Source organism: Nitrososphaera sp. AFS, assembly GCF_009898475.1.
Classification (GTDB): domain Archaea; phylum Thermoproteota; class Nitrososphaeria; order Nitrososphaerales; family Nitrososphaeraceae; genus Nitrosopolaris.
The window spans coordinates 29,391-41,639 of sequence record NZ_QURE01000008.1; the positions used below are offsets into that span (position 1 = coordinate 29,391).

12 protein-coding genes are annotated in these 12,249 nt (G+C 40.6%); 8 read left to right on the forward strand and 4 right to left on the reverse strand.

What is annotated here, in order from left to right:
• The first annotated feature begins 12 nt into the window (after window positions 1–12).
• The 5 genes from ribB to DYY65_RS01895 are packed head-to-tail and all read left to right on the forward strand — an operon-like array spanning window position 13 to window position 3,877.
• A complete protein-coding gene (gene ribB, locus DYY65_RS01875; protein ID WP_162476297.1) occupies window positions 13–702 on the forward strand; it encodes a 3,4-dihydroxy-2-butanone-4-phosphate synthase in 690 nt (229 codons plus the stop codon).
• Window positions 703–719: 17 nt separating this feature from the next.
• Entirely contained in the window at window positions 720–1,169 is a 450-nt protein-coding gene (ribH, locus tag DYY65_RS01880) for a 6,7-dimethyl-8-ribityllumazine synthase (protein WP_162476298.1), read from the forward strand.
• A gap of 4 nt (window positions 1,170–1,173) precedes the next feature.
• Window positions 1,174–1,959, forward strand: coding sequence for a GTP cyclohydrolase IIa (locus tag DYY65_RS01885; RefSeq protein WP_162476299.1), 786 nt, complete (start codon window positions 1,174–1,176; stop codon window positions 1,957–1,959).
• Window positions 1,950–3,218 (forward strand): amidohydrolase family protein, encoded by a 1,269-nt coding sequence (locus DYY65_RS01890; RefSeq protein ID WP_162476300.1) that lies wholly within the window; start codon window positions 1,950–1,952, stop codon window positions 3,216–3,218. The genes DYY65_RS01885 and DYY65_RS01890 overlap by 10 nt, the downstream gene beginning before the upstream one ends.
• Complete coding sequence (locus DYY65_RS01895) at window positions 3,215–3,877, forward strand: 2,5-diamino-6-(ribosylamino)-4(3H)-pyrimidinone 5'-phosphate reductase (RefSeq protein ID WP_236561607.1); 663 nt, start codon at window positions 3,215–3,217, stop codon at window positions 3,875–3,877. Before DYY65_RS01890 ends, DYY65_RS01895 begins: the two co-directional genes overlap by 4 nt.
• Before the next feature lie 265 nt (window positions 3,878–4,142).
• Here the strand turns inward: DYY65_RS01895 and DYY65_RS01900 are convergent, their stop codons facing one another.
• From DYY65_RS01900 to DYY65_RS12360, 3 genes are all read right to left on the reverse strand, one after another.
• A complete protein-coding gene (locus DYY65_RS01900) occupies window positions 4,143–4,502 on the reverse strand; it encodes a winged helix-turn-helix transcriptional regulator (RefSeq protein ID WP_162476301.1) in 360 nt (119 codons plus the stop codon).
• A 521-nt stretch (window positions 4,503–5,023) separates the two neighbouring features.
• Window positions 5,024–5,326, reverse strand: coding sequence for a hypothetical protein (locus tag DYY65_RS12355; RefSeq protein WP_236561608.1), 303 nt, complete (start codon window positions 5,324–5,326; stop codon window positions 5,024–5,026).
• Window positions 5,262–5,537 carry a hypothetical protein gene (locus DYY65_RS12360; protein ID WP_236561609.1) on the reverse strand — a complete coding sequence of 92 codons (276 nt, stop codon included), beginning with the start codon at window positions 5,535–5,537 and terminating at the stop codon, window positions 5,262–5,264. The genes DYY65_RS12355 and DYY65_RS12360 overlap by 65 nt, the downstream gene beginning before the upstream one ends.
• A 334-nt stretch (window positions 5,538–5,871) precedes the next feature.
• Between DYY65_RS12360 and DYY65_RS01910 the strand changes: the two genes are divergently transcribed.
• Window positions 5,872–6,705, forward strand: coding sequence for a zinc-ribbon domain-containing protein (locus DYY65_RS01910; protein WP_201449258.1), 834 nt, complete (start codon window positions 5,872–5,874; stop codon window positions 6,703–6,705).
• Here the strand turns inward: DYY65_RS01910 and DYY65_RS01915 are convergent.
• Window positions 6,702–8,831, reverse strand: coding sequence for an acetate--CoA ligase family protein (locus DYY65_RS01915; protein WP_162476303.1), 2,130 nt, complete (start codon window positions 8,829–8,831; stop codon window positions 6,702–6,704). The two genes, DYY65_RS01910 and DYY65_RS01915, sit on opposite strands and share 4 nt — an antisense overlap.
• A 125-nt stretch (window positions 8,832–8,956) precedes the next feature.
• Between DYY65_RS01915 and DYY65_RS01920 the strand changes: the two genes are divergently transcribed.
• Complete coding sequence (locus DYY65_RS01920; protein WP_201449259.1) at window positions 8,957–10,354, forward strand: M20/M25/M40 family metallo-hydrolase; 1,398 nt, start codon at window positions 8,957–8,959, stop codon at window positions 10,352–10,354.
• Between the two features lie 301 nt (window positions 10,355–10,655).
• Entirely contained in the window at window positions 10,656–12,122 is a 1,467-nt protein-coding gene (gene glnA / locus DYY65_RS01925; RefSeq protein ID WP_162476304.1) for a type I glutamate--ammonia ligase, read from the forward strand.
• Window positions 12,123–12,249 lie beyond the last annotated feature (127 nt).

Consider the following 12,249-nt stretch of genomic DNA (forward strand, 5'->3'; position numbering starts at 1 on the left):
CAAACTATATACTTGAGCTCGATTGAAGGGGCGATACTAGCTCTAAAAGACGGGAGATTCGTCTTGGTTCATGATGAAGCAGGGCGTGAAGATGAAATTGATCTTGTTATAGCCGCTGAGAAAGTCACGCCACATCACATAGCTATTTTAAGAAGGGTTGCAGGGGGTCTCATCTGCCTTGCTGTCGGGAATGAAATTGCAGCTAAATTGGGACTCGTTTTTATGCATGACATGATGCAAGATTTTTCGAGGATCAATCCGATTTTCAATAAATTAGCCTTCGGAAAGGCACCCTATGGCGACATGCCTAGCTTTTCGATTTCAGTTAATCACCGGAGTACGCACACTGGAATCACTGATACGGATAGAGCAGTGACAATCAGAAAGATGGCCGAGGTGTGCAAAAAAATCAATTCAACAGGTGTGGAAGATTTTTCAGAAAATTTCCGTTCGCCCGGTCACGTGCCAATTCTCATTGCCTCGGAGAAGTTGCTTGCTGGTAGAACTGGCCACACTGAGCTATGCATTCACCTAATGAACTTGGCAGGACTAGCTCCAGCAGTAACGGTTTGTGAGATGTTAGACTCTAAGACGTACAAGGCCTTATCAATAGATAAAGCAATGAAATATGCATTTAAGAATAATATTCCCCTGCTTGAATCAAATCAAATCAGGAGCTACGTATACCAGAACGTCCATTAGGGTGATATTGGTTCTATTTGGATCACGTTAGGCTAGGCATTATAGTATCAGAATTTAACAAGGAGATTACCTTTGTCATGCTTGACAATGCGAAGAAGCAAGCTGAAAAAATGGAGGCACTGATATCTCACATATGCTACGTTCCTGGTTCATTCGACATGCCCCTTATACTAAAAGAACTTCTGAGAAAAGAAGATGTTGATGCGGTGGTTACATTGGGGACAGTAATCAAAGGAGAGACCAAACACGACGAAATAGTAGCAGAAAATGCTGCTAGATTGATTGCAGACTTGTCTGTTGAGCATGGAAAGCCGGTCGCACTGGGAATAACCGGTCCAGGTATAACCTTCGAACAAGCAATGAATAGGGCGGAGATTGTACCCGTTAGGGCAGTAGTTAGCGCGGTAGAGATGACAGATAGACTTAGGAAAATGAAAGAAAATAAATCGGCTGGAGAACAAAAATAGTAGATTGACCATACAACTCACAGTTATCAAAATCGAGGGATACGGTCCCTGGACCATCACACTTGGGAGCGACAGAGAAGCTAAACTACAAATCCTGCAAGCTGGTTTTTATCGTGACCTGCAAAAACTGTTTTCTGACAGAGACTGTCTCGTTTATGCAAACAGATTTGATGAGTATTTTGCAATTACAAATGGTCTTTCAGTAAGACACCATGTAGAGATCAAAAGTGAATTATCTCGGATTTATGAAAACTTAACAACTTCAATGGCAATTGGGAGTGGAACGACTCCATATCAAGCAAATTTGGAAGCGTACAAAAACAGGGAGATTATGAAACAGGGTACTCACAATGACAGGATTATTGCTAGAGATGGTGTGTTATTAACAAGATCAAATTTGACGTTAAACATTGACGACTATATTGTATTACTTCACATAGACATAAGTAATTCTTCGAACATGAGTTCCAAAATGTCTCCCTATGAGATCACTTGTATGGTTTCCAAAATTTATTGCAGACTAGCTGAGGAATTTCTAAAGAAAGAAGCTTTGACTTTCTACCTCGGGGGAGATAACTTCATGGTCGTGTCAAATGCTACAACTAAGCAAGAGATACAAAAGACTATCAAAGAGGTCTCTAATGGTTTGAATGTCAGACTAAATTGTGGGATTGGAATAGGAAGGACCGGAAGACAAGCAGCAAGTGCAGCTACCAAGGCGCTGGATACAATTAGAGATCTTCGGCAAACTGGAAAGGATATACCGGTGTATGAAGTCAGTTGTCTATAATCTTCAAGAATGCAAGCCTGCTAGTTGGAAAAGAGCTATTCTATGTTCCACGTGGTTACCTAGAGGTGGGACACGAAGGCATAATTAAGGAGGCAAAACATGGAATTTATCAGAGTGCTGGAAGGAAAGTAGATAGACGTACAGTATTTGACGCGGAGGGATTTCTGTTAATTCCTGGCATGATAAACGCTCATACACACATTGGGGATTCGATCGGAAAGGATATAGATGTAGATTCAGGGCTTGATGAGCGAGTACATCCAATATTTGGAACAAAACAAAGAATATTACAAAGTAAACCGGACCACTTAAGAATTTTCATAAGGAGTTCTGCGTTGAGAATGATCAAAAACGGGATAACTGCCTTTGGGGATTTTCGTGAGGGAGGACTAGAGGGGATCAAATTATTAAATGATGCAATTTCCGATTTACCAATTAAGTATCGAATATTTGGTCGAATAGAACATTACACAAGTATGAGCTCTCCTAAAAGGAGCCCAAAAGGACTTTCTATCAATGAATTGCAGACGACTTCTGCTGTTTTAGGAATATCCAACGGCCTAGGTCTCAGTGGAGCAAATGAAAATAGCAATGAAGCACTCTGTCAATATAGAAAATTAATCACCGCAAAGAATAGCAATATGTCTAAAGTCAGAGATAGAAACACAAAGCTACTAGTAGCTGTTCACGCTGCAGAATCTAAAAAAACCGCGGATTTTTCAAAGATCCATACTAGCCAGACAGAAGTCTCCCGCATCATGAAATACTTAAAGCCTGATATTCTTGTACACATGACGAATGCTACTGAAAAAGACATTTCAATCGCCTCCAAAAATCAAACTGGAATAATAGTCTGTCCTAGAGCAAATGGTGTACTAGGAGCTGGTATCCCGCCGGTGGCGAAGATGCTAGACCACGGTTGCCTTGTTGGTATTGGTAGCGACAACGTTATGTTGAACTCTCCAGATATTTTACGGGAGTTAGACTACATCTGGAAGGCATCGCGTTCTGTTGAAAAACGATTCTTGAAACCCAAAGAAACATTAAAAATGGCTACCACCAATAATGCCAAGATACTTCGGCTAAACTCGGGGTATCTAGATTCTGGGCGGGATGCTGACATTCTTTTCGTCGATAAGAGTCATCTCGACCTATACCCCATGCATGATCCAATTGCTTCCATAATTCATAGGCTTACTTCAGATTCGATCAAAGCTGTCATGATTGACGGTAAATTTGTAGATGGAGCACTGCTTTGAGAATAACGGTGAATGCTGCAATGACAGTTGACGGAAAAATTGCAACCGTATCTGGGAATTCCAAAATTTCTTCCAAAGAAGATCTAGTGAGGGTTCACAAGCTTCGCTCAAAATCTGATGCAATCATGGTAGGAATTTCAACAGTTCTAATTGACAATCCCTTGCTTACGGTAAGGCTAACAAAGTATAAACAAAAAGATCCATCTAGAGTGATTATCGACAGCTGTGGTAGAATTCCATTAGATTCAAAAATTTTGAAAACTGCATCTAGGATCGAAACAATAATATTCGTATCCGAGGGTGCGCAAAAACAAAAAATCCAGAGTCTCAAGGATAGAGGCGCTAAAGTAATTGTCGCCGGAAGGAAAAATGTTGACTTGATAAAGGCATTATTTTATTTGAAGAAGATGGGGTTTAAACATATACTTGCTGAGGGTGGCGGAGAATTAAATTGGTCTCTGCTGAATTTAGGCGTGGTCGACAAGCTGATAGTGACAATTGCCCCCATCATAGTTGGAGGTAGAACGTCAACTACGTTAGTAGAGGGGTGCGGATACGGAACAATCTCTGACGGGATAAAAATGGAATTGAATAAAGTTTATAGACAAAACCATGGCGAATTAGTTGTGGCCTATAGTCTTAATAGGTTTGATATCTGAACTTGTATCTGGGTATCCACCATAAGTCTTGTGTTAATACTTGGACACGCGAGAATAAAACCGCAAAACCCGGCTTGAAACAGGCCATGTGTGAATTGGCTATTTAGCTGTAATTGCCAAATGGCGGTTGATGTCATATCGCCATTCTATACTTTAAAAGATCCAAACTTGGTTAATTCCAGGTCACAAATGTACTAGCAGTTTTGATTTTTGCATCCTATGATCTTCTATTCAATCACTTTTTCTCGTATCATTATTTATCTGTTTATATTTTTGTCTTAGCAGCAAGTCGAGGCAGTTTCCAACGGCTAGCCCACTTTGCTAATTCTCGTAAGACTATACCAAGTTCTTTAGCCCTAACAGTTAAGCTATACTCCACTTTAGGTGGGATTTCAGCATAAATTTTCTTAGAAACAAGGCCTTCACGTTCTAGTTCTAACAATCTGTCGGCCAAAACTGTACTGCTAATCCCTGGCAACAGGGTCTTGAATTCATTGAATCTTATTACCTCCTTCGTACAAAGGTTTTTTAATATTAACAGGGACCACCTTCGTCCTAATACTTCCCAAATACTTGCTACCTCGACAGTCTCGTTCTCTAATTCTTTAGATGAGGCTGATACCATTTAGTATCAGAATACTCCTGAGTAATATTTAACTACTTGGTTTTGCGTACAAGTAAAATTGTCTGCAGATCACACTCCAGTGAGATAGATACGCATGATAAAATAATNNNNGTTATTTCTATGCAAAAAATGCATGACAATCAGGTTAACTAATGTAAGCGAACTTGTACTAATTAGTATATCTTCAGGCAATAACCAAGACTATACTGACTTATCTTGGAACTGTTAGCGAGAATTAATTTTTTATGATAGTACAAACTATAGTTTCAGTTTGCCAGGGTTTATTCGAAATTTACATACAGCGAGAGATCAGAGGATCTAACCATTTAATTAATTTCAGACTCAAATTGGCCTTAATTCAATAGTAATACCTGGAATTAGAAATAGGTTCGCTCTAAAAATAGAGATGGTTGAAATAGGAATTACTATGTTGGGACATGGTAGTGAACGATAAGTTTACTCCCAGGAGTTGCTAAAATCCAACTTTCATCGATTGTGATTCATATTGTGCTAGCTATATTCTACTGATTTCTTGATATATCAGCAGTGATTTGTTCAATTTTGAAACGAAGTGCCTCTTTTACTCGGCCATTATCGACCATGTTAAGAGGTCCCTTACAATTGGTACACTTAAAGAACAGCTCTACAGCTTCGTCAAACTTAAGTCTCTGGCACTCCTTATTTCCACAATGGTAAAATTCAGAAGATTCTTCATACTCCAAACGAATTTGCAAACGATCTAGGATTTTTTTCTTTTGATTATCTATAAAATACTTGATCTTTTTTCGCCCTCCACCTGTAAACAAACCATCCTTTCTTTTCATCCTTGACTCTTATCCCAGTTATTAGGGCCTTCCCAAACATATCATAAAGGACTTTTCGAATTATATTGATCCGTAAACCAGTTGCGCTCGCTATCTCTTCATCTGTTGCGTCGTCAGTATTTAAAAGCCCTCGAGCAACCTTTAGATATTCCTCGCCTCCAATAAGGCCTGCAATTTTAACGAAAGAATCTTCATATTCAACTGAACGCATATACATTGTTACTAATCGCTATTTTTGGATATATAGTTAGCGATAAGGTTCCGTGGCCATCAGAATCGCCTACTCATATATAACCTTTTAACGGATACGTATTCCGAATATCCGAGTTAAACCAAGAAAAAGGTACTATGGTGTGCAGCCACTAAGAAAATAAAATTCTAAGATTAGCTTTGGCTGTACCTCGAGCAAAAGTATTGAAAAGCATTGAGAATAGGTTTGTTGACCTCTACTTGGTCTCCGTGATAAAGGTTCGCGAGGATTAGTTATGTAATTTATCGCACACGAAATGCTAATACGATTGGCTAGCATATTGAGTGTAGTAACGATGGTTGAAAATAATAATTTATCAGAAAAGAAATTACGTGGATCTGGAGGGTATGTGTTGGCTAAAATCACCGAGGCTGAACAGAAGAAAGGAAACCTAGGTGGACCAGATCTTTTTCTTGCCGGCGTAGGTAGACTGAGCGAGGACCGGTTTTCGAAATACTATTGTAACAAATGTGAAAAGGAATTTCCAGGCTGCCCCAGAATTGATTATGAAACACCCAATGAAGACTTGGGCGAGGGAATAAGATTACTCGAGACTGGCGAGTACAAATGTGCTGGATGTAATAACACGATATCCCAATATCGAAAGTTTAGTTCTCCAGAAGCATCCATAGACACCTCTGGCCCAGAGATACAACACCAAGCCTCATATGACGAAGGAGAGCGGAGCGCAGCAGTATCCTCTCCAGAATTGGGTGCAACAACTACTTTGAATCATCATGCGTATTCGCCTACTAGTAAGGGTGCAGGCGTAGTTAAATCATCTGTAGGTAACGGAGGGAGGTTGGAGGGATTTGTTCCAATTCAATCCCTAATAGGCATGCCAGCGTACGATAGCGAAGCTATGTTGATAGGTACGGTTTTAGAACTGGGGCTGCGTAAAGCATCTAATGGCAAAATGGATCTAAGCATGAAAATTCGCACTGACAATGACCTTTCCAATCGTTCTACCGAAGTTTTGTGGGAGAACATTTCTAAGATTGGGGATGTGGTACTACTGAGTACGAAACCATCATCTGTAAATGATATCCTTCCCAAGTGTTCATCATGTGGACATGAAAATGAAGAGGCGGCCATTTTTTGTGAAGAATGTGGAAAGAAACTGATTTAAAACAGTAGGCTTATCCTAACATCCAGAGTCCTCACGCCTTTTCCTTCTTCCAATACTAGCAGCGGATTTATATCTATTTCTCCAATGTCAGGAAAATCAGTTACTAGTTGGGAGAGAAGTTGCAAACTATCGACTATGGCATTGATGTCTGATGGTTTTTCACCCCTTACACCCTTCAAGAGGCTAAGCGCTTTTATCGAGTGAACCATTTGAGTTGCCTCTTCAGCATTCAAAGGGGCTAACCTGAAAACAACATCTTTGAGAATTTCTACATATACACCTCCAAGGCCAACCATGACTATCGGGCCGAATAATGGATCTTGTTTGGAACCAAGAATTATTTCTTTGCCATTTTTCACCATCTCCTGAACCAGTACTCCTTTAATGTTTGCAGAAGGCTTGTACTTTTTGGCATTTTGAATTATGGTATTAAATGCGGCTTTGACCTCATCCTCAGTAGAAAGCCCAACCTTCACCCCTCCTGCATCAGACTTATGAATAATATCTTGGGATGAAACCTTTAGTACTACAGGATAACCTAGTGTGTTGGAGGCCTGTGTGCATTCCTGCTCACTTTTGCAGAGTACTATTTTTGGCGGTTTGAATCCATACGCTCCAAGAACTTCATATCCTTCATCTTCTGTAAGATTTTTTCTGCCAGATTTTCTAACAATGTCAAAGATTCTCTTCACCTTATCCTTATCCGCTGTGATTGCCTTCGATTTTCCGGCTGGCCTTGTTATCCAGTTCTTAAATCGGTACATAGATTTGAGCGTGCGGATGGCTGATTCAGCATACATAAAGTGTGGAATCCCTCCTTCAGAGAGAATTTCCTTATTTTCGCTACCCTCAGCAAGGCCCATCAAAGCTGCTAAAACCGGTTTTCCGTAGCTCTTTGAAATTTTGACAATCGTCCTAGCCAGATCATTATAATCAAGGGTAGCTGAAGGTGTACACATAACAACAACAGAACCAACAGTCGAATTTGCCATCACTTCGCTAAGAACACTTTCAAACCGAGCAAAATCTGCATCTCCCACAATATCAACCGGGTTCCTCGAAGATCCGTGTGGAGGAATAACGTTTGCAATAGCTTCTTTTGAAGAGGATAGATCGGCCATCTTCAGTCCATATCTTGAACATGCATCAGTTGAGATAATAGCGGGCCCTCCTGCATTAGATACAATTACTACACCGCTATTCTCTGAAGGCATTGGTTGCTTTGAAAACGCAGTTGCGAGCTCAAAGAGCTCCTGCATTGTATCCACCCTAATTACACCTGTTTGAACAAAAAGCGCATCATAAACCTCATCAGCGCCCATCAGCGCACCAGTGTGGGAGATTGCGGCCTTGGCACCCTCCGGAGTTCTACCTGCCTTTAATATTATGATCGGTTTTCTTTCCTCAGTAACAATTCTTTTCGCGATATTCATGAACCGCCTCCCATCGTGAATATCTTCTAAATACATCACGATAACCTTGGTTTCCTCGTCATCAGCTAAAAGTTCGAGGATGTCATTTTCATCCATATCAACCTTGTTTCCCATACTTATGACCTTTGAGAACCCGATACCCTGTCCGATTGCATCTTCTACAGTTGCAGCGCAGATTGCGCCACTTTGGGATAAAAGAGCTATTCGACCATGCCTTGGTGTAAATTTTAAGAATGTGAGGTTCATTATGTTGTTGGCTGAAAGGCTCATAATTCCAAGACAATTGGGGCCAATGATCCTAGTTCCATGCCTTTTCGCAATTGAACCAATGTCTCTTTCCAAGCTCGCACCCCGCTCATCAACTTCTTTGAATCCAGCTGTGACGATAATCGCGCCTTTTATTTTTTTTCTGCCTACCTCTTCCATTACTGATGGGACAACTCTGTTAGGGGTCGCGACAACGGCCAGATCGATTTCGTCTTGTACATCCAGGACAGACTTGTAGGCGGGGATACCCATCACGGTAGGACTGGACGGATTAATCGGATAAATGTTGCCTTTGTATCCATTCATGATATTGGATAATATAGCTCTGCCCACTCCTGCCTTTTCAGACGCACCGATAATTGCAATTGATCTAGGCGATAGGAAAACTTGCTTCTCATCTTTGCTCAGTGAAGAAGATGAAGACATATAGAAAATAGAAAAATGTCAACATGGTTATAAATATATGTAGCTTCACAAATTATTTGGCACCCATAAGAACATTAAAACCCTCAGAAACCTAAAGCATTTAATCTCTTTTTACGAATTTCAATATGTTGAATGAGAGTATCAACGCTATAATAGATTCTGGAATGAAATATCTCATTGCTGACCTTCAAAAACTAATTAGACAGCCCAGTATATCAGCCAAGAATGAAGGAATGAACGACTGCGCCCGTCTAGTGGCTCAGCTCATGGAAAACGCTGGTCTTCAAACAGAACTCTTAACACTTGATAAACAAGGAGATAACAAGAAAAAAGATATACCACCAGTTGTATTCGGTGAGGTGAGATCAAAGGCTCACCCTAATTCTAAGACTTTGCTATTTTATAATCACTATGATGTCCAACCTGTAGAACCAGTGGAACTCTGGAAGGAAGATCCGTTTAGCGGGAAAGTCAAAGGGGACAGGATTTATGGCAGGGGTTCAACAGATGACAAGGGTGAATTAATAACTCGCGTCAAGGCGGTGGAATTTTTATTGAAAAAGTATGGCGATCTGCCATGTAACATAAAATTCGTCGTAGAAGGGGAAGAAGAAATAGGCAGTGTTCACATCAGAAAATATCTTCTCAAATATAAACATAAATTTGCATCTGATAACGTGATCTGGGAGTTCGGATATGTCGATAGTAGTGGCAGACCAATTATAAGCCTAGGAATGAAGGGGCTACTTTATGTGGAGCTGGTTGCAAAGGGTCCCTTTCGTGATGTCCACTCTAGTTTGGCTGTTCTGATTGAAAACCCAGCCTGGCGACTGGTCCAAGCACTAAGCTCGCTGAGAAGCAAAAATGGAAAGATATTGATCGAAGATTGGTACAAGGAGGTACAGCAATTCACACGAGAGGAATTAGAACTCGTTTCAAACGAACCTTTTGATGAACAAGAATTCAGGGAACAATATGGCCAAGAGAAATTCGTGAACAACATACGGGGTAACGAGACAAAGAAAGCACTGGTGGGTATGCCAACGTGCAATATTGCTGGCCTAATTTCAGGATATACAGGCAAGGGACCCAAAACCATTCTACCCTCTACAGCCCTGGCTAAACTTGATTTTAGGTTAGTGCCAGACATGGATCCTAAGACCCAATTCAATCGGTTAAAGACTCATTTGGAAAGAAACGGTTTTGGTGATCTAATTGAAATAGGATTTATTCATGGAGAACGACCATACAGAACGCCTATTGGGAATCCAATGTTAACACTAGTAAAGGATTCTGCAGCTGAAGCATTTGGAACGAATCCAATCATTAGTATATCATCTTCTGGAACCGGACCCATGCATTCTTTCGCAACCATACTTTCAGCTCCTTGTGTTTCTGTCGGAAGCACTTACATTTTTTCTCGAATGCATTCGCCAAATGAGTTCGCAAGAATAGATTTACTAAATAAGGCAACTAAGTGTATGGCCAACATCATCGAAAGATTTGGTTCAGTAAGGAAGTAGAAGAGTCTAACGGATCCAATACTGTAATGGCCTTATGACCTTCGTTTGTTGGGACAATACCATCAGTCATATCGCTTGATCATAAAGAAATAAGCGAATTTGAAAACCCTTAGTGAGGCCGATGACATACACGGTCATCCAAACATTTGAAGAATTTAAGTGAAGGTATAATATAGGGTGAAAGGCAGGGCCTAAAGTCCTTGCATTTGGTATTTAACAATGAAATTATGAATGTAGTACTTGGTAATGCCCTTTTAAAGCTTAATTATGACATCGGATCCTATTTTAGGAGATACTGCGGTTGCCATATAGATTAGATGATGGTAAAATTGAACCCTTATCCTTTACAGCAGATGAGATCGTGCAAAAGCTAAAAGATGACAGAATCAAGTTTCTTGACTTGCAATTTACAGGACTTACTGGAAGATTTCATCATACAACCATGACCGCGAAAATGTTGCATAGAGAGGACTTTGAAGAAGGTCTACCAAAATTAGACGGGTCCTCCATACGTGGTTTTACAGAAATTCATGAATCCGATTTGATCCTTAAGCCTGATCCATCAACGTACGCCACCATCCCATGGATCGAAAAAGATACTACCGCAAGGCTCATTTGTGATATTGTGACCGGCGGCTCTGAAAGAAATCCATTTCCACGAGACCCTAGAGGCATAGCAACTAAGGCAGCTAACTACGTACAGGAAATGGGCTACGAAACCTCTTTTTGGGGCCCCGAGGTCGAATTCTTTGTATTTGACAAACTTGAGGCCAACACTATGACGCCTTACCATGGACAGAGTTACAGAATAACTTCAAAGGAAGCACCATGGTCTACCGAAGGTGTAGGATATTCACTTAGGTTGAAAGAAGGATATCTTCCAAGCGCTCCTGGTGATACTCTTATGGATTATAGAAATGAGTGTGTTGATGTTTTAGGAAACGATTTCGGGATAATATGTGATACTCATCATCATGAAGTGGCGACCGCGGGTCAATGTGAAATTGACATCAGATATGACACGCTTGTGAATGCAGCTGATTCTGTTCAGAGTTACAAGTATGTAGTTAAGAATATTGCAAAAAAATACGAAATGGTTGCAACTATGATGCCGAAGCCAATCGCTCTTGATAATGGATCCGGCATGCACGTAAACGTCAGCTTATGGGACAAAGAAAAGAATCTTTTTTTTGACGAGACAGACGATTATGCAGAAATATCAGAAACTGCACGATATTTCGGAGGTGGAATAATTGAACACGCAAATGCACTAGCTGCCATTGTAGCTCCCACAACTAACTCCTATAGAAGGTTAGTGCCAGGATATGAAGCACCCGTATATGTTGCGTGGAGCAAGGGGAACAGATCCGCAATTATTAGAATCCCCGCCCATTATAAGGGAAGCAAATTTGCACCCATGAAAAGAATCGAGTTCAGAGCTCCTGATCCTTCCTGCAATCCTTATTTTGCATTCTCGGCGATAGTTGCAGCTGGGATAGACGGCATTATCAAAAAGAAGCCTCTTGGTGACGCTATTGATGAAGATATCTTCAAGATGAGTCCACATAGGCGTAGGCAGCTCGGAGTTAAGCAGTTGCCTGCAAGCTTGAGAGAAGCCTACGAGGCATTAGAGTGCGACAGAAATTTCCTTAAGCAGATTTTTGATGATGACGCCATCGACAGTATAATCGAACATGAACTCAGAGAATTTAATGAAGTTGCAATTAGGCCACATCCACACGAGTTTTCTATGTATGCAGATGTATAGAACTTGCTATGTATAGGCCTAGATTGTCTCACTATTAGCGTGTTTATTGTTTACTATTTTGCGATGTGAATATGACATGACAACCCACAGCGAGTTCATGCATTTCTACAAACTATGTATAGAGCAG